Below are 22392 nucleotides of genomic sequence, written 5' to 3'. Positions count from 1 at the left end.
TGCTTCAGGTATCCATGCCAAGGTACTGTAGCCATATCCCTGGCGTCACCGGACGACCTCCCAATTGCGATGGGGAATGTTCGTAGGTGCGTTCTTGAAGGGTTTTAGCAAACGGCCTCGACCAACTCGTGCGATCGCCTGCGAGTACAATTGGTTCTGATTGAGGGATTTGTGCGATGTAGAGCTTCATTAACTGTTGTCGATCGGGACGAGTATCTTGCAGTGCTTCGTAAACGCTCGACCATTGGCGACGAAAGACGCAATCTGGACGATAAATCAGCTAAACTTTGAGCTTTTCTCGTGAGCAAGAGTGCATCCATTAATTCAAAGGTAGCATCTTGCGCAATACACATAGATTCTTGTAGATTGCTTGACGAAACTCTTGCAATTGAGTGACAACATTCATAGCGGTCGATCGGGGTTGGTGATACTTCCCCCATTTTCCGTCATCCGGGTCAACTCAGGCATGAGCTGACCCGGTATTTTTTTCTCTGTTGTCCACTCTCTAACCCCTTCGAGTTTGCTGGGGTGATCGTAATTAGCCACGTGCGATCGTAATTTTTTAGTCTAAACTCCAGTTAGAAGCTTCAGAAGAAAACGCCACAAACCTGCCGTCATCAGAAATAGAGGGACGCTTGGAATCGCCGTTAGCGCGATCGCCCGTTGCGGACACAGAAACAAGTACAGTAGTATTCTCAGACAAATCCCGCACAAAAATATCCCGACTATTATTCCCGTCTCCCGCTACTAAATTAGAAGCAGCAGACTCAAAAGCAACAAACCTGCCACTAGCAGATATCGTTGGACTAAAAGAACCAGCATTTCTCTCACTCCCTGTCGCAGACACAGATACGCGATTTGTAATATTTGCTTGCAAATCCCGCACGAAAATATCGCTGACACTATTTCCATCCCCCGGTACTAAGCTGGAGACTCCCGACTCAAAAGCCACAAATCGCCCGCTAGCAGAAATAGCAGGAACCTCAAAAGAATCAGTACCTCCGCCGCTGGCAGAAACAGAAGCGCGATTCGTAGTATTCGCTTGCAAATCCCGCACGAAAACATCAGGCAGATTGTTCGCATCCCCCGGCACTAAATTGGAACTATCTGAAACAAAAGCCACAAATCGCCCAGTGCCAGAAATAGCAGGGGCAGAAACATAATTTCCATTTCCTTGTTCTCCTGTCCCAGAAACAGAAACGCGAGTAGTAGTATTGGCTTGTACATTCCGCAAGAAAATGTCAGCCCGATTATTCGTATCGCCCGTTACGAGGTTGGATGCTAAGGATTGAAAAGCTACAAATTGTCCGTTATTAGAAATAGCAGGTAGCGAAGAAATACCGTTTCCCTGTTCGCCAGTTCCCGAAAGAGAAAGGCGAGTTGTGGTATTGCTTGACAAGTCGCGAGCAAAAATGTCTGCTGTGTTATTCGTATCACCTGTTACGAGATTGGTGGCGGCTGAATCAAACGCTACAAACCGTCCGTTGGGAGAGATAGAGAGAAACAAAGAAGCAGCATTTGCAATTTCACCAGCCGAGTTTGTAGAAACTAGAGTCGCAGTCATATAGTTGATAGTTGACAGTTGATAGTTGATAGTTGGGTTTAAATCCCCGTGTTAACGGTTTACAGCGGACAGTTAACAGTTAGTAGTTGGATTTAAATCTCCGTTTTTAGAGTTGACAGCGGACAAGAGAAAGTTGACAGCTTGTTTAGGGCAGCGCACACCTTACCGCTACAAGTAGCGTGTCAAGCCTCTTTTTGTGTCCGGGATTGATTGATTGATTGATTCGTTCGGCTTAATTATTTCACTTTGGTTGCCAGTTGTTCGTTATTTTCCAACGATTTTCACCCCAATGGCGATTTGAGAGCGCGTAACATACATAATTTAAGATTGATTAACAAAAATAAATAATATACTTCAAAAAAAATTAACAAATGGCGCGAACAAACAACACAAAAACGTGAGAGAATTTGCGGTATAAAAATCGAATCGAACAATGAGTTAGAGCGCGTCCGATCGATCGTCCTTAATAAAATGCCAACAAATCTTGCTGTAAAAGCACAGTCATTGCGGGCAAACGATCGATCGCGCTCTTATACCAAATACAATAACAAAAACGGTTTGTAGTGTGGAATGCGAGTCCGCAAAAAATAGCGGACTCGCATTCCACACTACGAACAGGGAATTCTCATCGCAAGAAATTCTAATTGCAGGCGAATTATCATCGCAGGTGAATTCAAACTAAAACTCATTGCCATCGGGTGTACTGTCAAAAAGTGTGAGGGGATATGAATAATTTTCAAGACAATTTGTTGCCTCTGAAAAAGCCATTTGAAATTCACTCAGAGAAGACCGCAACGAACCCGTTAGCGCCGGAAAAATTATTCACTTCGGGCCGTACCGCTGGCAATTCCAACAGCATTCCCGCCCCAATTTCACAAACAGCAGGGGGCAATTTTTTCACATCACAAAAAGTTGAAGAGAGCAAGAGTTTTGCACAATTTTTAATACAACCGCAGTTCTTGGGTGCAGTCCCAAACACCTCGCCCTCAGCCTCCACAAACAGCGACACCTTAACCGGCGAAAAAATAGCAACACAAACGGGCACTATTGCTGCCAGCCAGCTTCCCGACACATCTGCCCCCGCTCGGCAGGCAAAAAACAGCAATTTGCCCATCGGAGTTTTCCAAGTCGGTGCAAGCGGGCAAGTCAGTGCGGACTACCTGTTTGACGGTGGCTACTACCAAGGCGAACTAGCCGTTTTCAGCCTCTCGGGGATGTCCGCTTTAGTCCCCGGTTCGGAAGCCTTCGTCCTGGAAGCATCCCGCAGGGCTCTTACCAACTCCACCTTAGGCTACGTCGTACTCCGCGACTCTACTGAAGGCGCAAAATTTAGCGGTTCGATGCCGGGAGAATACAATTGGGGCTCCGGGCCCTACACTGGTGCCAAAACCTTCACCATGACACCGGGAGATACTTTTGGAGTCATGCTGGTTCCCAACGGCACGGTACAGATATCCTACAACAACCAGTGGCTGTGGGATTTATTCCCCGAACACCGGCCCATGTTCTCCATCGTGCCAGCTAATTCTGCAAACAGCAAGTACCAAATGCCGATCGCAGATGTTACAGGAACAGGCAACACTATAGCAATAGAAGACGTGCCGGCGGCTCAAGCAGACGGCGACTACAACGATTTAATCTTCACTTTCACCGGCGCAAGCGGCAATGCCCCCGCAATCGGCACCGCCATCAACCCAGCAAAAGAATGGCGCACCACCCCTCTGGGCCAGCAAATTATTGACTACGCCAACAGCTTAGTTCCCAACGATACGACAGCGCCTGTTATTGCAGCCACCTTAACCAACGATACTGGAATATCTAATGGCGATCGTATCACAAACAATCCTGCGATCGGCGGTACCGTCACCGACAGCAGCAGCATCGCCAGCTTCCGCGCCGGATTCGACGACACCCCCACAGCCGAATTTACCGACATTACCTCCCTCCTGAACAACGGCAGCTTCACCCTCAGTCGCGCCCAACTCGAAACCATCCGCCGCAATCCCCTCAGAGACGGCAACTACACTCTCCGCCTGATTGCCGCCGACACCGCCGGCAACACATCCAGCACCTTCAACCTCAGCTTTACCCTCGACACCGCCGCACCCCAAACCGCCTTGGTGACGCCAATTCCCGGAGGCAACCACAGCAATACAGTCCGACTCATCGGCACCGCAACCGACACCGGGACAAATCTGTCCAACCTGCAATCCTCCGTCGATGGCAGCAGCCCCAACACTTTGACTCCTGGAACCGATGGCAAGTTCGACTCCCCGCCTCCCAACTCGCCACTAGCAACCGGCAGCCACACCGCTGCCATTACAGCAACAGATACCGCCGGCAACCAAATATCTCAAACTGCCAACTTCTCCGTCGCCAGCAACTTCACCGTCACCCCCAATGGCAGTACGGGCTGGGCAGCAACATCAACAAACACCGTACTTTTGGCCGAACGCAACAGCAAACTCGTCCAAGCCGTAGTTCCCGTGCAATTAGGGCAAGCCAAAGGCAGCCGCACCCTGCGGTTCCAACTCAAAGCCGACTTCGACAAAACAGATACAGCATCGGCAATTGAAGACTTGTTCCAAATTTACCTAGTTTCCCCAAACAATCCCAGCCAAACCCTACTGGATGGAGGAAGCCCCGGAACACCGCTATTTTCCCTAGCCGGCAGCAAAGCCGAATTCGTACCCGGACGGGTGCGGTACAGCGGCGACATCGTAGAAATCGATTTGACTGGCGTGACGAACAGCAGCAGCGGCAATTTGCTGTTTAAGTTAATTGACAGCGACACTGATACTGGCAGTAGTGTAGAAGTCAAGAACCTTACCAATACCGTCGATGAAGAAGGTACTACCAGTCCGGTTTTTGTTGCAGCGCAGAACAAAGCCACCAGCGGTGGCAGCCTCGATACCAGCAACCTGACAGCAGCCTCCGATTTAAAAGTAAACTTCTCTCAGGTACAGTTCGACCCCGCCACGGGCAGCTACAAAGCATCTGTACGGGTACAAAATAACGGCAACCCAGTCAGCCGCAGCGTCGCAGTAGTTTTCCCGAATTTGCCAGCCGGAGTAACCCTGCAAAATCCCAGCGGCACTGACAGCAGCGGCAAACCCTACATCAATTTACGCCGTGCAATTCCCGCCGGAGGATTGGATGCCGGGGCGATTTCAGACTCCGTAGAAATCACCATCAACAACCCCAACTTCCAGAAATTTTCCCTCACCGCCACCGCCCTTGCCGGTGGGGCAAATCAAGCCCCCAGCTTATCGGCGGTTCAAACCATCAACGTCAAAGTCGGAGAAACTTTCAAACTGCCCCTCACCGGCACCGACTCCGACGGCGACCCCATCAGCTTTGCTGTCAAATCGTCCGCTGCCTTACCCACGGGCAAAATCACCGGCAACGGTACTTTAGAAATTTCTCCCACTCCCGAAGAAATAGGCACTTACAACTTTACGTTGGTTGCCAGCGACGGAGAGTTAGAAACAACTCGATCGGTTACAGTTAATGTCACCCCTTCGACTCCCGGCCGCACCCGCATTTCAGGAGTGATTAAAAACACCAACCAAGAACCCCTAGCAGGTGTTTTGGTAGGACTCGGCGATGCGCGGGAAATAACCGCCGCCGACGGTTCCTTTGAAATTCTGCGGCTGGAATTTCCCGGTTTAGCTGCGGTGGGGCTTCCCGACATAGTGCCGCCAAACACCCTACAAATTTACGGAGACGGCATTACAGGAGAAGACAACTATCCCTACATTGCCGAAAAACTGCCGCTGTTGTTGGGACACGAAGTTTACTCCAACGTTAATAATGTTATCACCCGTCCGATTTACCTGCCGCCGATCGACACCGCCAACGGCAAAACCATCAACCCAGCAGCCGACACCACAGTAACCACAGCAGCCATACCCAAAGCATCAGTATTCGTCAAAGCAGGTACCATCAAAGACACCGAAGGCAACCCCTACACCGAAAACCTCAGCATCACCGAAGTTCCCACCGAATTAACTCCCGCCGCCCTGCCGCCCAATTTACACACCGATTTGGTAGTTACCATCCAGCCCGGGGATATGGTGTTTACTACTCCGGCACCACTCTCCTTGCCCAACCGCGCCGGATACGCACCTGCTACCACAATGGACTTGTGGTCGATTAACCCCACCACAGGCTTCTTCGACAACGTAGGTACCGGCAAAGTCAGCGCCGACGGCACCGCCATCGAAACGGTTTCAGGAGGCATCCGCAACAGCAGTTGGCACTTCTTCGCCCCGCCTGCGCCTGCGCCAAAAAATCCGGGTCAAGACCCCCGCAACCCCAAAGACAAATGCAACGAATGCAAAGCCAAAGGAGGCTTAACCTCTGAAGTAGAAATGCACTCCGGGGCAGTAATCGAAACTCACAACCTCGTACCCTATCAATCGATGGGAGAAAGCCACAGTTTAACCCTAACCTACGATTCTCTCAGGGCAGACCCCAGACCGATCGTCCACTTCGGCTACAATAACGCGCCCGCCGATACAGCCCAAAAATTAGTCGCTAAACTCACCGTAGACGCAGGAAAATTTCAGTATCAAATACCCGGATATTCCGGCAACCAATACGGTTTAACGGGAGGCGAACACTTCTGGTCAATGCCCTCGAATGGAGGTTCAATTGACGCCGCGTTGCAAGTCGATATGAGTGCCTTGCCTTCCGGTCAGTACGACTATACTATTAACAGCGGCATCCGCCGATTTACAGGCAGTATATTTGCCGGTTCATCAACCGATACGAAGGATAAGTTGATTTCAGTCAATACAATCAACAGTCCTTTCGGCAGCGGTTGGGGGATTGCTGGATGGCAAGAATTAGTAGAAAACTCCGACTCTTCATTATTGCTGATTGACGGAGACGGCAGCGAATTAGTATTCGACAAATCCCCAGCAGCAGGGTCCGGGTACGTATCTCCTCCCGGGGATTTCTCCAAATTCGAGAAACTGGCAGACGGCACATTTAGCCGCACGTTAAATGACAAAACTGTTTACAGTTTCAATACTGGCAAACGCCTGGTTTCAGTCAAAGAAGCTAACGGCAACGAGACCAAATATATTTACAATTCATCAGGTGAGTTGTCCCAAATCATCGACGTAGCAGGGTTGATTACCAAGTTGACCTATGCCAACGGCAAAGTAAGTCAAATAGAAGACCCAGCCGGACGGTTGACAAAGTTAGAATATGACGCTGCGGGCAACCTACAAAAGATTGTTGACCCGGATACCAAAGCGCGGACGTTTAGCTACGACGCGCAGCGTCACATCACAAAAGAGATAGACAAACGGGGATTTTCCGAACAAACATTATACGACTTTGCGGGTAGGGCAACAGGGGGAATTCGCTCCGACGGTTCGCAGTTGCAGGTGGCACCGGTACAGGTGCAAGGACTTTATCGGGAACAGGATACAACTAATCCTTTGAATGCGCCTGTAGCTAAGCCTTTAGGTGCGGTAGAAGCGAGTTATGCTGATGGTAGCGGTGGGGTAGTTACTCAGATTCTCGACCAAACTGGGCAAGTTGTTTCGGCAAAAGATGCAGGGGGAAATAAGCCTGCTTTTGAGCGAAATCAGAATTTGTTGGTGACGAAAAGAACTGACGCGCGGGGAAATACTACTTCTTACGAGTACGATGCTAAGGGTAATGTCAAAAGCATTTCTGATTCCCTTTCTGGAACACCTCAAACACCCCCAATTAACAACGGTCAGTTGTTTACTGCTAAGACTTACTATCAAGCATATTATGGTGCAGCACTAACAATCAAAGATGTCAATGATGATGCAATTCCCGATATTATTATTGCCAATTATAATAGTAATGTATCAGTAATACCTGGAAATGGCGACGGTACTTTTGCTACCCAAAAAGATTACCCAGTGGCAAACCAGTCACAATCTGTAGCTGTAGGTGATGTAAATGGCGACGGCAAAAACGATATCGTTACTGCCAGTCCTTATGATGGTGGGAATACGAGTCCCTACACCGGTAGAGTATCAGTATTATTAGGCGATGGCAGTGGTAATTTCGGTACTCAAACCAATTATACAGTAGGTTATGGAGCCGTATCTGTAGCCGTGGGAGATATCAATAAGGATGGTAAAAATGATATCGTCACGGCAAATTCTTATAGCAGCAACAATATATCAGTGCTTTTGAGTAACAGCAGCGGCTCTTTTTCCCGAACCGATATACCGCTAAATTCTGCAAATTCTGGGCCGGAAGCTATAATTTTGAACGATTTAGATAAGGATGGCAACTTAGATATTATTACTATAAGTCGCTAGGGGACTAATTCCAATGGCAGTGTGTCAGTATTATTGGGTAATAGTAATGGCACTTTTGCTGCTCAAACTAATTATGCAGTAGGTTATGGGGCGAAGAGTGTAGCTGTAGGAGATATCAATAAAGATGGCAGAAATGATATCGTTACGGCTAGTTCAGGCAGCGGAAACGGCTCTGTTGCATCTGTATTATTGGGTAATAGCAATCGTTCTTTCGCTGCGGCGACTGATTACCCACTTAGGTCTAATATTTATCCTGAATCCATAGCTATAGGGGACTTGGATTTAGATGGCGATTTAGATGTAGTTGTTTCTGGCAGCGGTTACGGTTCAGAAAGTATCATGTTAAATAATGGCAGTGGTATGCTATCAAGTCCCACTGATAATCGCTCTTGGTACTCCGACTACCAGCCATCTGTCGCATTAGAAGACCTTGACTTAGATGGCGACTTGGATATGGTCTTGGGTAATTATAACGTTTCTGTCAGTCTCAATAATACAGTGAGAAACGAACAGGGAGGCGGTACTGGCAAGCGCAGTTATACTTACGACCCAGTGTTCAATCAAGTAACAAGTGAAACTGACGAATTAGGTCGCCAAACTCTTTACGAAATTGACCCGATTACTGGGAATCGCAGAAAGATGACGCAAGTAGTAGGCGCTGTTGGCGGCACTGATGATGTGGTTACTAGCTATACCTACACCAACAAGAATCTAATTGACACTGAAACTGACCCCAACGGACGGGTGACAGATTACGATTATAACGCTCAAGACCAGTTAATTAAAATCACTGTTGCTAAGGGAACTGTGGATGAAGCTGTGCAGCAGTTCGAGTACGATGCTGCGGGCAATCAGTCGGCGGTAATTGATGAAAATAACATCCGCACTGAGTCCGAGTACGATGCGATGAATCTCTTGAAAAAGACTACTTTTGCGAAGGGAACAACAGATGAGGCATCACAAAGTTTTGAGTATGATGGTGATGGGAATCAGACGGCGGTTATTGATGAGAAAGGGAACCGAACTGAGTCTCAGTATGATGTGATGAATCATCTCGTAAAACAGATTGCACCCGACCCGGATGGCAGCGGGCCGCTGAGTTCTCCGGTGACGAGTTACGGTTACGATAAGAATGGGAATCAGGTGTGGATGCTTGACCCGTTGGGTAGGAGGACTGAGTATCGGTATGACAGTCGGAATCGGTTGGTTGAGACGGTGAATCCTGACGGTACTGTGGAGAAGATGCGGTATGATGCGGATAATAATCAGACTGCGAGTTTAGATGCCAAAGGGAATCGGACAAATAAGGTTTACGACGCGCGGGGTCGGTTAATTCGGGAGGTTGACCCTACCGATAAAGTTACTCGTTTTGAGTATGATGCCGCCAATCAATTAAAGGCTCAAGTTGATGCGAATAATAATCGGACTGAGTACAAGTATGATGAGTTGGGAAGACGAAATACTGTAATTGAGGGAGCAACATCGACTGTTGCCAGCACGAGCAAGACTGAGTACGATAAGGTTGGCAACGTTACTGCTGAAATTGATGGGAATAATAACAAGACTCAGTATGTTTACGATGCCAGGAATCGTCAAACCAAAATCACCGATGCCTTAAACGGAGTTACCAACTTTGAATATACTCCCACTGGCAATCTCAAAGCAGTTACCGACCCGCTACTCCGCAAAACATCCTTTACCTACGACTCTTTAAACCGCCAAAAAACCGTCACCGACCCCAAACTCAATACTACTACCTACACCTACGACAAAGCAGGCAATAAAACCAAAGTTACCGATGCTCTCAATCACTCCATCGAATACACCTACGACGGTCTAAATCGCCAAACTGGCACCACTGACGCTCTCAATCACACCACAAAATCTACCTACGACGCCAACAGCAACCTCCTCACATTCACTAACGAATTGGCAGAACAAACCAAATATACTTACGATAAAAAAGACCGAACTACTTCGGTTGTAGACCCCGTAGGTAACACAGTTTCTACAGAATACGATGCTAACGGCAATGTTAGTGCTGTCACTGAGGGTTTGGGCAATACCACTCGCTACGGTTACGATGCTTTAAACCGTCAAACTACAGCTACTGATGCTCTCAATAAAACCACGACTACCGCTTACGATAATGTCGGCAACATTGCTTCAGTTACTGACCCCTTAAATAACAAAACGAGTTTCAGCTACGATGAATTAAATCGCCGTAAAACTGAGACTAATCTACCTCTGAACAGAACTCGCAGCTACACTTACGACCCCGTAGGTAATTTGCTAACTGCCAAAGATGGCAATAACCGCACTCGCAAGTTTGTTTACGACCAACTTAACCGTCCCAAAGAGGAACAATGGCTGAATTCAGCTAACACTCCGATTCGCACGATTAGCAATACTTACGATGCAGCAGGTCAACTTAAAAATATTAACGACCCGGATGCAAGTTATGCTTTGACTTACGATTTGGCTGGGAATTTGGAGACGGTTGATAATTTAGGAACTCCAAATGTGCCAAATGTCTTGTTGAAGTACGCATACAATAATGTTAATAATCCGATTTCTGTGACCGATACAGTTAACGGTCAGTTGCGGGGAACTAAGTCTTTTACTTATGATGATGCGAATCGGGTGACTCGAATTACTCAAAGCGGAAATGGAGTCAGTTCCAAGCGGGTGGATATGGGTTACGATGCTGCGGGTCAAGTTAAGGATATGAATCGTTACAGCGATTTGTCAGGGACTGGTTTGGTGGCAAAAAGTGAGTATTTTTATGACCGTGGTGGTCGTTTAACTCAGTTGAGTCACGGTAAGGGGAATACAATCTTAGCTAATTATGCTTGGACTTACGATTTTGCCAATCGGGTGACTGGATTGACTTCGCCGTCGGGCAACATTAGTTACAGTTACGATAAGCGAGACCAGTTGACTGGGGCAGATTACAGTTCTGGGAGTGATGAGAGTTACAGTTATGATGATAATGGGACTCGGAATAGTTCTGGTTATCAGACTGGAAGTAACAATCAGTTGCAGTCTGATGGTGTTTATAATTATCAGTACGATGGTGAGGGTAATCTCACGAAGCGGACTGATATTGTGACGGGTGAGGTGACTGAGTACAGTTGGGATTATCGCAATCGTTTAACTCAGGTTGTTGGTAAGAATGGTGGCGGTTCTGTAATTAAGTCGGCTAAGTATAGTTATGATGGTTTGAATCGCCGCATTGTTAAGGAGGTTGATGCGGATGGTGCTGGTAGTGCGGTGTCTCAATTCGATCGTTTGGTTTACGACGGACAGCAGATTGCTTTGACGTTTGATGGGAGTGGAAATCAAACGCATCGTTATTTGTATGGGGTGCAAACCGACGAAATTTTAGCGGATGAAAGTGCTGGCGGTAGCGTGTTGTGGCCGCTGACTGATAATTTGGGAACTGTGCGGGATTTGGTTGATGCTAGTGGGGCGATTCAGAATCGGATTGGTTACGATAGTTTTGGGAAGGTGAGGAGTCAAACTAATTCGAGTGTGGGTTTCCGTTTTGGTTTTACGGGCCGGGAGTTGGATTCTGAGACGGGGAATTATTATTATAATTCGAGGTATTATGACCCGCAGGTGGGGAGGTTTATTAGTGAGGATACGATCGGATTTGGGGGTGGGGATGCTAATTTGTATCGGTATGTGGGGAATAGTCCTACGAATTATACAGACCCGTCGGGACAGTTGATACCTACAGCGATACCTGTGGCTGCACCGCCTGTGGCTGCGCCACCTGCGGGAGGTTTGATTCCGTTTTTGAGAGGTTTGGGTGGTGCAGGTATATTACTTGCGCCTCCTGGTGGTGGTGGGTTGCTTAATCCTCTTCCTGCTGGTCAGGACGATCGACTGTTTCAGGAGAGGCTGCGCAGGGGGTTGATTCGGCCTCAGGGACAAACTCAGCCTAATCCTGTGCTTAATCCTAGGCCCACACGACCCGATGAGACAGCCCCTGCGCCAGCCCCTGCGTCAGCACCAAAGTCAGCCTCTCCAACTAGAACACCCAAAAAGAAAGGTAGCAATTGTCCAACCTGTGACGATCCCCCATTCAGCTCATATGATAAGTGTAGTGATTTGGTGACAAATGATTTGCCTTTTGGAGGGTATAAAGATACAACTATTAACTCTGCTGTTCAAGCTATGCAGAACTTTAGAGGAAAGCATCCTCTGATCAAAGATTATAGAGAGCTTGAGCGTCAAGAGGGAAAAGGCGACCCAGCGGATAAGTTTAAATGTAAAAATCCTACAGGTTCTAATCATTACAACGTTTACATCAAAGACCTTCTCCCAAAGAAAAGTGCTGGCTCTATAGCTGAATGTAAATGTTGTAAAGAAGGAAATCCTCCCGACTTAGTAAACCGATTTGCTATTCTGAACATTAAAGATAAAGCAGGTAATAAATATTACAATCGAGGGTTCTAATGAACAAATTAGAGTATTGGTTCCTAGATACTGCTGTTACAGAAGTGATTGGTTTCAGTTGGATTGTTCCTGATGAGCAATACGGATACCTGGCCATCAATCGCGCACCCCTCAATCTCACCGTAGCCGAAATTACTGATGTATTAAACGGTCTCTTTCAAAAAGGAGACTTGCTAGCAATTACTCCATCAGATTTGGATGAGTACGGCGTTAATAGAGGTTTTATCCCTTCAAAATCTGAAATTGACTTGGCTATTCACCAAAAAATAAATCTCTTCTACTTTTTGACAAGTCAAGGAGGGAACAAATGGGAATCTGTCTCTCATCCTAATTGGAATTTGTATTGGACAGGATATAATGGTTTCCTTGGCTGCGCTGACCGTAAATTATTAGAAGCATATTTAGCCTTATACCATTTAATAGATCATGGAAATACCCGTGCCTATATTATCCCTGACACTGAATCATGGGAAATATTGACTCCTTGGCAAGCTACTTATTGGAAAACACTTCCTATTGGTTACGAAGTTCGGTATGAAAGTAGAAGCGTTGAATTTGATGAATCTGCTAAGCGCGATCCTAAGTTAATTGAACAAGAAAAACAAGCAAATAACTGGTATTCTAGCACTAGAATATGGTATACAAACTACTTTAAGCAGTGTGAAGCAGAACTTAACTATTCCACAGCATTAGCAAAAAGTCCGAATCTCAAAATCGAATACTTGATGCTTAAGTTTGTAATATGCAAATGGGAGGCACTAATCAGTTTTGCACACTCAGAGCATCTATCTCAGGCTGAAGTAGTTCTTGCAGCGGATTCTTTGTTTCAGAGAGGGGACATTAAAGCAATGGTGCTTACCGATGAATACGACACCGAACCAGCTTCAGATGTTGTCTTAACCAGGGCAGGAATTCAAGACCACTTAATTGGAAGACTGGTAGCAAGCTACTATTTAACTCCTCAAGGTGGTGCTAGATGGGAAGCAATGGCTCATCCTGATTGGAATAAGTTTTTTATTGTGAATTTTCGTGGGGCGTTCCCTTATTATGAATATGGAATTCTCAGTACCCAGAGAGAAATTATAGAGCAATTGTTGAGTTTAGACCACTTGATTTTTAAGGAGCGACACATCCCAGGAACCGAAAAATGGAATGTCCTCAAACCCTGGGAAGCAACTTATTGGAAGACTTTACCGGAAGGCTATCACGTTAGTTGTGAATTTCAGCACAATGATTCGTACCTAGATTACCAAAAAGAAGGAGCCAGCCCTGAGTTAATTGAGGAATACCAGCAAGCACGGCAATGGTACGAAAATATGGAGAAATGGTATACAGACCCTTCCTTTGACTAGACTTAACTGTTTTATTTAATGGGTGAATTTGAGAGAAACGAAAATATACAACAAATTGCAGGCCATGAAAACTTTTGACTGGGAAAGCCAGATTCGAGAATGGAGTTGCAAACGGATAGAATGCCTCACTGAGTCAGAAAAAGAAGAGTTACCTCCAGAAATTATTGAATCAGGCTATTTAGGCTATCCAGGGGCGACTGAAGAGCAAATTATTGCGGCTGAAGCTCGTTTGGGCGTGACTTTCCCGCCTTCTTACCGACAGTTTCTCACAAATTCTAATGGATTACATTCTCCATCCAACAATGGCTTTTACTTTGAATTTTATCCAACTGAAGAGGTAGACTGGTATGTTCTGACCGCGCCGGAGTTTGTAGATGAAATCATAGAAATCTTTCCTGAACCAGTAACAGACGAAGAATATTTTGTTTATGCCAGTGAGATTCAATACGATTTGAAATTTCGTCCAGAATATCTACAAACAGCGTTACAGATTAGTTGTGAAGACAACGGTGTGGTCTTTTTACTCAATCCTCGAATTATTTTACAATCCGGCGAATGGGAAGCTTGGTGTTGTAATTTTTCAACGGCTTTCGGTATCTTTCGATATCGTTCATTTGCAGAAATGATGGAGCAATTAATATTCAGCACTTTAGAATTTCCTATCTAGACACATCTATGTTTAATTTGATGCTATTTATTTCAAAAAATTGGTAACTAAAAGACAGCAATTTTCATCCTGGCAGTCTTGTAAAATTTTTGTAATAACACCCATAGCCTGGGAATTACCGACACCAATTTCTCCTAATATTTTAACTATGTCCCAATAACAATCCCTATTTTTCAAAGTGGGTAACACTGCAACGATAGCCTCAACTTTACATTCATTACTAATACCTAATACCTTCATACTTTCTGTTGCAAAGTACCGTAAATTGAAGTCGTCATAAGTTCGCAGTAAATAAATCAAAGCATTAATAACCTGTAAATTAGTAACGGTCATTTCTCCAAAAGCTTCAGCTACAGCACGACATTCTTCTAAATCCTGACTCGTGCAAGCTAAATCAATTAAAGCATTCAGAACATCCGGGCGATCGCCACCAATTCTACTTAAGCCTCGAATAACAGCCGCACAGTCCCAAATCTGCTTGTTTGGCAGCATTTCCATTAAAGTGGCGATCGCATCAGGATTGCCAACAGCAATTTTCTCTAAGCTGGAGATAGCTGGTATCAGTAGTATTGCTTCATCTTGACTTCTATGCAGCAGCTTAATGAGTGCGTTAATTGCACCTGCATTGCCGACATCAACATAGCCTAAACTCTCAGCAACAACCTGACACAAATGTTTATTCTGGCTGTATTCTGCCAGCTTAATTATAGTATTAGCATCAAGTTTAGCGAGAGTTATGGCAATTGAGTAATCACTGCGATGGTCGTCGAACTTTCCCGACTCCAACATTGCCGTTAATTTATGAACTGCTTCGGTATTGCCGGTGGCAATTCGTTCCAAAACATTAAGGGCTACACTCCTAGTTTCATGACTTTTTGCGGTTTGTACAACATGAAGTAGAGCATTAATAGTATCTTGGCTTCTATCTTCGGTGCGCCCTAAACTAACAATAGATATGCGGCGAGTATAATCATCACAACTGCGGTATATTGCATCAATTAAAGCTTTAACTGCATCATTCTCGCCTTTACCAATTCGACCCAAAGTCCAAGCAACTGCTTCGCGAGTAATTTCGTCTGAGGTGCTTTTCTCTAAATTACCTAGAGTAGTAATTGCTTGTCGGTTCCCAACAGCAATTTTTACCAAGCTTTGAGCAATTATCCTGCGAGTAGGTACGCGAACAATACTGAGTTGTTCGATTAAAGTTTGGATTGCCTCATTATTGCCAGTACCAATTTCACCCAAACTTTGAATTCCTACCCAACGAGTTGGTTCGTCAGGCGTAGTGCGGACTAGGTGAATTAAGGTATTAATAGCATCCGAATTGCCCGCACCGATCGCCCCTAAAAGTTTAGCAGTTTGTTTGAGAACTGTGCTATCCTCAGTGGCGCGCAACTGCTGAACTAAAAACGGAATATTTTGTGGTTCTTGAATATTGTTTGTGAGAGAGGTGTTATCAGCCATAATGTCATCTGCTAGGGAATTTCAATACGAGTAAGGCGATCGCACTTCCTTTAATTATACCAGTCCCAGTTTTTTTCGCACTGGATCGCACAATCAATTTCTCTCAACAAGTGCTAACATTTATTTAACCCTAAAATCTGCCTTAAAACTTCCGCATCAAAATATCAAAACATTTTACCTCTAGTTCGATCGCCCGACGGCTTGGAAATCCCCAATGACCTCCCCAATCTCCATAATTACCACCACCTACAACCGAGAACAATACCTCAGCGCCGCCATAGAAAGCGTTCTCGCCCAAACCTACCCCAACTTTGAACTGATAATTTGGGACGATGGCTCGATCGACCAAAGCCTCACCATCGCCCGCAAATACGCACAGCAAGACACGCGAATTCAAGTAATCGCCGCCCCCCACCAAGGCCGAGGTATCGCCCTCAAAAACGCTCACAAAGCCTGCAAAGGAACATATATCGGCTGGCTCGACAGCGACGACTTGCTCGCACCCACCGCCCTCGAAGAAACCGCAGCCGTATTGGACGCACGGCCAGAAATTGGCGCAGTCTACACCGACTATTTAATGATTAATGAAAAAAACCAAGTAAAAGGACTGGGACACCGCAGCCAAATACCCTACTCTCCAGACAGACTGTTAGTAGATTTTATGACCTTTCACTTCCGCCTATTTCGCTATCAATTGTACGATAGGATAGGTGGCATCAATTCCGAATACAACCGTGCGGAAGATTACGATTTCTGTTTGCGACTTTCAGAAATTACCCAATTCTATCACCTCAACAAACCCCTTTACTATTACCGCAAACATTCCCAGCATACAGTCGAACAGCAACTCGCTCAAATTGTTGAATCTCAGTCAGCTATTGCACAAGCAATTCACAGGCGCGGATTGAGTGATAGATTTGAGTTAGAAGTAGATATCGTCAGTCGGTTTTTTCTGTATAAACGCCAGCAGAAAATAGTTGATAGTTGATAGTTGATAGCATACAGGTTGGTAGTTTACTGTTTCATTTTTATCTAATTGGTAATTTTTCCCTCTCCGGTTGGCTGATGTTCGCTGAAAAAGATGTGGATTTAAACATCGCCATAAAAAAACTTTGGGATGTCGGAGGCGGGGCTAATCTAACAACCCTATTTTTTGGTAAAATATTAACTTTGCTAAGACAAGCTGAAAAATCCCTGCCTGTACCTGTAAAGAGATTTAACCCGCAGTCGGACATTCAACCCGCAGTCCAACAGTCCGGCAGGGGTTTAAACCCCTGCCTCATAGCGAAAGTCGTCTGAAGACGACTGTTAATTACGAGAGAAATTCTGATGTATTTTAGTCCTCTTTTAGAGGACTTTAGCTATGAGACAGGGGTTTTCAACCCCTGTCGGACTCCTGGAACGAGCGACCAACTCTCAAAACGCTCGATCGCATATCAAAATGATATACCGAACCTCGGAACGAGCGACCAACTCTCAAAACAAGCGATCGCATATCAAAATGATATACCGAACCTCGGAACGAGCGACCAACTCTCAAAACGAGCGATCGCATATCAAAATGATATACCGAACCTCGGAACGAGCGACCAACTCTCAAAACGAGCGATCGAATATCAAAACAATCTAGACAACTTCCTTAACCCCTCGCTAACTCTCAACTCTCAACTCTCAACTATTACACATGACTCCCATCTCCATTGTCATGACTGTCTACAACCGAGAACGCTACCTCAAAGCTGCCATAGAAAGCGTTCTCGCCCAAACTTATCCCAACTTTGAACTCATAATTTGGGACGACGGTTCCACAGACAACTCTCTCAACATAGCCCGCAGCTACGCCAAACACGACTCCAGAATCAAGGCCCTCGCCGCCGAACACCGAGGAGTCAGCTATTCCCTGATGGCCGCGATTAGAGAAACCGCATTTCCCTACTTCGGCTGCGTGGATAGCGACGATTTGCTTGCGCCGAAAGCACTAGCAGAAACAGTTCCTATTTTAGATGCAAATCCTCAAGTTGGAGTTGTTTACACTAACTATTTAACCATCGACGAAAATGACTGCGTTGGCGGCGAAGGTGAACTCTGCAAAATCCCCTATTCGCCAGAGCAACTGTTAGTATATCCGATCGTTTTTCACTTCCGGCTCATCCGCCGTTCGGCTTACAATAGTTGTGGCGGTGTTGACCCCAAATTTGCCAGTGCTTTTGATTACGAATTGTGCCTGCGACTGAGTGAAGTTTCAGAAATTAGAAAACTCAACAAACCGCTTTACTATTATCGCATCCACCAGCAGAATTTTTCTCGCCAGCATCGGGCAGAGCAGATATTATTGTGCCGCACCGCTGTCGAACAGGCGCTCGTGCGTCGCAAACTTGATGATAAATTGGAGTTGGGAGTGGAACTTGTCGGTCAATTTCGCTTGCGTCCAAAGCAGGTCGATCGCAAAATAGATAATATCACATTTTCGGGCGATCGCACAAATCGACACAGCAACCCATCAACCGCATCAAGTCCGATTTTTATCCTCGGGGCCGAACGTTCTGGGACAACCCTCCTGCGCTTAATGCTAACAGCGCATCCAGCTATCTGCATTCCCCCTGAAAGTCTTTTCTTTGTTGCCCTAGAGTCTAAATACGGCGCTGTCAGCGACTTGCTGCCTCAAATCGAAGATTTTTTAAATGACCTTTACAATAACGATTTTCACAGGTTTGGGGAGTGGAATGTCGATCGACAGCTTTTATTAAATAACTTGACAAACAACCAGCAGTTGAGTTACCAGAGAGCTGTTTCTACAGTTTATCAAACTTACCGCCAGCAGTTTGACCCGACAGCTTCGATTTGGGGAGATAAGAATCCTTTTCACATTTATCAATTAGGGAAAATCAGGAGATATTTTCCGGGAGTTAAGGTGATTCTGATTGTGCGAGATTTTCGGGCTTGTTACAGTTCGGTAAAAAAGTTAGTGGCAAAAGAGCAGGAAAGGGGGGAAGTGTGGCCGGGGATAAAAACGGTAGCGGGACTGACGCACCAGTGGAATCAAGTTGTTAAAATTATTGACAAATACCATCAAAAATGGGAGCAGTTTTATTTGGTTTCTTACGAAGATTTGGTGAGGGAGCCGTCAGCACAGTTGGCTGAAATTTGCAAGTGGTTGGGGGTGGATTTTCAGGAAGCGATGCTGGATTTTTATCAAAAAAATGCTGCTGAAGGTTTGGTTCCGCCCAGTCAAATAATGTGGCATCCACATACTCTAGAGCCTGTTGGGGTAAAGGGAATTAATGCTTGGCAATATGAGTTGAGTTTTTCTGAGTTGGAAACTATTGAGTTGATGAATTGGAAAAATTTGGAAAAGCTTGGATATAAATGCAGTTCATTATTTTAGCCGGAATCTTGATGAGCGAGCGTTCTCAAATTTAGCGATCGCCCGATCGATCGCCAAAATGCTCTCGGTACAAACAGTAGCAACGATCGCCCGCAGTGCCGATCCTCCCCTGTTCGTTCTAAAATCAAAAATCTACAAGTCAGTCGAGCCCAAATTGCGCTACACTCAGCTTGGCCCAAAACCGCCATCAATCTAAAATCTAAAATCTAAAATCTAAAATCAAGATGACTGTCCAACTAAGCGACATTGAAACTCAACTAGAAACCCTCGGCCAAGAGTCCAAAAGTGCGATCGCAACTGCCAATACCCTCGAACAACTCGAACAGTTGCGCGTCGGCTACCTCGGCAAAAAAGGCCAACTCTCTCAAATTTTAGGCATGATGGGCAAACTGCCGCCAGACCAGCGGCCAAAAGTAGGCGCGATCGCCAATACTGTAAAAGAAGCCCTGCAAGCCGACTTAGAAGACAAGCGCGCCGCCCTCCAAACCGCCCAAATTAAAGCCAAATTAGCCTCAGAAACCCTCGATGTCACCATGCCGGGGATTTTTCGCCCCCAAGGCCGCGTTCACCCCTTAAACGCCGTCATAGACCGCGCTCTCGATATCTTTGTCGGGCTCGGCTACACCGTCGCCAACGGCCCGGAAATGGAAACAGATTATTACAACTTCGAGGCGCTCAACACTCCGCCCGATCACCCGGCGCGGGATATGCAAGATACATTTTACCTGCCCGGTGGCGACTTGCTGCGGACTCAGACATCATCGGTGCAAATTCGCTACATGGAACAGCACAAACCGCCGATTCGGATTGTCTCACCCGGCCGCGTTTACCGCCGCGATACTGTCGATGCTACTCACGCGGCAGTCTTCCACCAAATTGAACTTTTAGCAATTGATGAAGGGCTGACATTTACTGACTTGAAAGGCACGATTAAAGAGTTTTTGCGGCAAATGTTCGGGCAAGATTTGCCGATCCGTTTCCGCACGAGCTATTTTCCGTTTACAGAACCTTCTGCTGAAGTTGATTTGCAGTGGAACGGCAAATGGCTGGAAGTTTTGGGCTGCGGTACGGTCGATCCGAACGTTCTTAAAGGAGTCGGTTTAGATCCAGAAAAGTATACTGGATTTGCGGCCGGTTTTGGTGTGGAGCGGTTCGCAATGGTACTTTATGAAATTGACGATATTCGCCGGGTTTATGCTAGCGATTTGCGCTTTTTGCGACAATTTTAAAGAAGGGCTTGGGGTCGGTTTCACGCTCTGTCTAGAGGTTTTGGTTAATGTCGATCGATGTTTTGAGTTTCGATCGAGCAGACAAGGGCAAAAAAACCTAATATCCTGTCCGAAGAGATCGAGCGTGCTAATCTTGGTTTGATCGTTCGGACTTTAGTCCTCGGGAAAAGAACGACTAAAGTCCGAACGATCAAACCTGTAAAAAAATTAGTTTGATCGTTCGGACTTTAGTCCTCGGGAAAAGAACGACTAAAGTCCGAACGATCAAACCTACTTGGTATGATTTATTTTCTACTTGCTAAAAGCACCCTTGATGCTGTCAACAGTCCGCTCGACGGCATTCTTTGTGTTATCTACTGCTTTCTGAGTGCGAGCTGAATCTTCCTCTGCTCTTTTCTCGATTGTAGCGGCATCTTTCTTGGCTTTGCGCTCGACTACACTACCATCTTCTGATGCTCGATCGACTTTAGCAGCGTTTGTCTTGGCTGTTTCCTTAACCTTCTCTTCTGTATCTCGGATGAAGTTCTTGGCTCGTCCAGCATCTTTGCTAGCTTTTTCTTGAACCCCATCGCCCATATCTGCTGCTGCGATCGAGTTTACAGCAGGAGAGGCCATCGCTGCGGTGTTCGAGAAAAATGCACCAGACCAAACGAAGACCATCGCTGACAAGCAAAGAACAGTTGCAGCCATCCAGCGCCCGACAGTCGAAAGCCGTTTGGTAAAATAATTCAGTTTCATAGAATACCAAATGAGATATGACATTCTATTTTTACTCGATTTGCGCGATCGGCTGAACCATTCTCTAGATAGAGGTTATCCAGCGACGAGCGGTAAAAAAAAATCCGTCTTTTGATAGATTGAAACAAAAAACGTCAGTCGATTTTAGATTTTAGATTTTAGATTTTAGATTTGAATCCACAGTCGCGTTGAGGGGGCTTTAACTTTTGTGAATTGTCACTGTAAAATTTACGGGAGCAAGCCGATTTTTCAATAGAGTACGAGGTTGAGAAAAAAGCAAAACTCTGGTATTTTCCAAGTTGAGGTTGATGTCGGGAGCGCTTGCATTCAAGAGAATATGTTGAAACTATAATTTTAAGTTATGTCGATCGACTGTCACGCATTTCAACTGTTGACTGTTGACTGTTGACTCTCCCACCCTCCCCCGCTCTACCATAACGAGCAATTTACAGGCGTAGGAGCTTAATTTTTCCTCGCTTAAATCTCACGAAGCATTAAGTTATATAAATAATACTTGACGCACAGGCAATATCGTGTAATAAGAGTTTTTCTGGAAGACAAATCGATTTTTTTGCTATATTGACCTGCAATAAAGATAATGGTTTTGATTAGATGAGGAGTTGAACGGATGAAAAATTTGAATTGCTGGAACAAACCCGCTGCATTGCTGGGCGCGATCGCGATCGTAGCCGGAAGTGTGCAGGCGACTGCGATCGGTGTTGCGACCCCACCAACATCCACTACCAGTCAGGATGCTGAAAATATTTCCTTTCAAAATAGCGCCACCTTTCAAATAGCCCAAGCTGAGACCCTTTGCCGCAAAGTCACTCCCAAAGAAGGTTTGACCGTTCGCCAGAACCCAGACCCCAAATCCGCGAGAGTTGGCGGTGTAGCAATGAATACTCAGGTAACGCTGTTCCAAGGCGCTAGTTCTGTTAAAGCCTCCGACGGCCGCCTCTGGATTCAAATTACCGCTCCCGTAAAAGGGTATATAGCTACCGGATATCCCAACAACGAGGCTAATTTAGGTTCCTGCGCAATTAGTCAAGCTCCTTCCCCAAGTCCGGCACCAGCACCTGCACCGGCACCGGCACCGACACCGGCACCAGCACCGACGCCCCGTCCAAGTCCAGCACCAGCACCAGCACCAGCACCAGCACCAGCACCAGCACCAGCACCAGCACCAGCACCAGCACCAGCACCAGCACCAGC

General features: G+C 46.1%; 13 protein-coding genes. 8 read left to right on the top strand and 5 right to left on the bottom strand.

Annotated elements, in window-relative coordinates:
- Positions 1 to 4: 4 nt before the first annotated feature.
- Together QUB63_RS10570 and QUB63_RS10565 are read right to left on the bottom strand one after the other, a co-directional pair.
- Complete coding sequence (locus QUB63_RS10570; RefSeq protein WP_332944997.1) at positions 5 to 190, bottom strand: hypothetical protein; 186 nt, start codon at positions 188 to 190, stop codon at positions 5 to 7.
- Positions 191 to 562: 372 nt separating this feature from the next.
- Entirely contained in the window at positions 563 to 1564 is a 1002-nt protein-coding gene (locus tag QUB63_RS10565) for a TolB family protein (RefSeq protein ID WP_332944996.1), read from the bottom strand.
- A 725-nt stretch (positions 1565 to 2289) separates the two neighbouring features.
- On the opposite strand from QUB63_RS10565, the gene QUB63_RS10560 reads away from it, so the two are divergent.
- The 4 genes from QUB63_RS10560 (at position 2290) to QUB63_RS10545 (ending at position 14364) form a co-directional block, all read left to right on the top strand.
- Entirely contained in the window at positions 2290 to 7881 is a 5592-nt protein-coding gene (locus QUB63_RS10560; RefSeq protein ID WP_332944995.1) for an FG-GAP-like repeat-containing protein, read from the top strand.
- A 21-nt stretch (positions 7882 to 7902) separates the two neighbouring features.
- A complete protein-coding gene (locus QUB63_RS10555; protein WP_332944993.1) occupies positions 7903 to 12345 on the top strand; it encodes an RHS repeat-associated core domain-containing protein in 4443 nt (1480 codons plus the stop codon).
- Positions 12345 to 13697: a hypothetical protein gene (locus QUB63_RS10550; RefSeq protein WP_332944991.1), complete on the top strand. Its 1353-nt coding sequence runs from the start codon at positions 12345 to 12347 to the stop codon at positions 13695 to 13697. Before QUB63_RS10555 ends, QUB63_RS10550 begins: the two co-directional genes overlap by 1 nt.
- Positions 13698 to 13761: 64 nt before the next feature.
- A complete protein-coding gene (locus QUB63_RS10545) occupies positions 13762 to 14364 on the top strand; it encodes an SMI1/KNR4 family protein (protein ID WP_332944989.1) in 603 nt (200 codons plus the stop codon).
- A gap of 27 nt (positions 14365 to 14391) precedes the next feature.
- Here the strand turns inward: QUB63_RS10545 and QUB63_RS10540 are convergent, their stop codons facing one another.
- Positions 14392 to 15828: a HEAT repeat domain-containing protein gene (locus tag QUB63_RS10540; RefSeq protein ID WP_332944986.1), complete on the bottom strand. Its 1437-nt coding sequence runs from the start codon at positions 15826 to 15828 to the stop codon at positions 14392 to 14394.
- 214 nt (positions 15829 to 16042) lie between these two features.
- On the opposite strand from QUB63_RS10540, the gene QUB63_RS10535 reads away from it, so the two are divergent.
- From QUB63_RS10535 to pheS, 4 genes are all read left to right on the top strand, one after another.
- Positions 16043 to 16816, top strand: a complete 774-nt coding sequence (locus QUB63_RS10535) for a glycosyltransferase (RefSeq protein ID WP_332944985.1) — start codon at positions 16043 to 16045, stop codon at positions 16814 to 16816.
- A gap of 696 nt (positions 16817 to 17512) precedes the next feature.
- Positions 17513 to 19213: a sulfotransferase gene (locus QUB63_RS10530; RefSeq protein ID WP_332944984.1), complete on the top strand. Its 1701-nt coding sequence runs from the start codon at positions 17513 to 17515 to the stop codon at positions 19211 to 19213.
- On the top strand, positions 19185 to 19409 hold the full coding sequence (locus QUB63_RS10525) for a hypothetical protein (protein ID WP_332944983.1): 225 nt from the start codon (positions 19185 to 19187) through the stop codon (positions 19407 to 19409). Before QUB63_RS10530 ends, QUB63_RS10525 begins: the two co-directional genes overlap by 29 nt.
- Positions 19410 to 19437: 28 nt before the next feature.
- Positions 19438 to 20442: a phenylalanine--tRNA ligase subunit alpha gene (pheS, locus tag QUB63_RS10520; protein WP_332944982.1), complete on the top strand. Its 1005-nt coding sequence runs from the start codon at positions 19438 to 19440 to the stop codon at positions 20440 to 20442.
- Between the two features lie 291 nt (positions 20443 to 20733).
- On the opposite strand, the gene QUB63_RS10515 is transcribed toward pheS, so the two are convergent.
- Complete coding sequence (locus QUB63_RS10515) at positions 20734 to 21204, bottom strand: hypothetical protein (RefSeq protein WP_332944981.1); 471 nt, start codon at positions 21202 to 21204, stop codon at positions 20734 to 20736.
- A gap of 550 nt (positions 21205 to 21754) precedes the next feature.
- Positions 21755 to 22147, bottom strand: coding sequence for a hypothetical protein (locus tag QUB63_RS10510; RefSeq protein WP_332944980.1), 393 nt, complete (start codon positions 22145 to 22147; stop codon positions 21755 to 21757).
- Positions 22148 to 22392 lie beyond the last annotated feature (245 nt).

This window comes from Microcoleus sp. ARI1-B5 (assembly GCF_036705795.1).
Classification (GTDB): domain Bacteria; phylum Cyanobacteriota; class Cyanobacteriia; order Cyanobacteriales; family Microcoleaceae; genus Microcoleus.
Note: the sequence above shows the minus strand (reverse complement) of the source record. Positions and strands in the feature narration are given on the sequence as shown.

Excerpts from the sequence above, each read along its gene's own strand:
- QUB63_RS10535 (WP_332944985.1), top strand. The coding sequence starts at position 16,043 with ATGACCTCCCCAATCTCCATAATTACCACCACCTACAACCGAGAACAA.
- QUB63_RS10515 (WP_332944981.1), bottom strand. The coding sequence starts at position 21,204 with ATGTCATATCTCATTTGGTATTCTATGAAACTGAATTATTTTACCAAA.
- QUB63_RS10530 (WP_332944984.1), top strand. The coding sequence starts at position 17,513 with ATGACTCCCATCTCCATTGTCATGACTGTCTACAACCGAGAACGCTAC.
- QUB63_RS10550 (WP_332944991.1), top strand. The coding sequence starts at position 12,345 with ATGAACAAATTAGAGTATTGGTTCCTAGATACTGCTGTTACAGAAGTG.
- QUB63_RS10545 (WP_332944989.1), top strand. The coding sequence starts at position 13,762 with ATGAAAACTTTTGACTGGGAAAGCCAGATTCGAGAATGGAGTTGCAAA.
- QUB63_RS10540 (WP_332944986.1), bottom strand. The coding sequence starts at position 15,828 with ATGGCTGATAACACCTCTCTCACAAACAATATTCAAGAACCACAAAAT.
- pheS (WP_332944982.1), top strand. The coding sequence starts at position 19,438 with ATGACTGTCCAACTAAGCGACATTGAAACTCAACTAGAAACCCTCGGC.
- QUB63_RS10570 (WP_332944997.1), bottom strand. The coding sequence starts at position 190 with ATGAAGCTCTACATCGCACAAATCCCTCAATCAGAACCAATTGTACTC.
- QUB63_RS10565 (WP_332944996.1), bottom strand. The coding sequence starts at position 1,564 with ATGACTGCGACTCTAGTTTCTACAAACTCGGCTGGTGAAATTGCAAAT.
- QUB63_RS10560 (WP_332944995.1), top strand. The coding sequence starts at position 2,290 with ATGAATAATTTTCAAGACAATTTGTTGCCTCTGAAAAAGCCATTTGAA.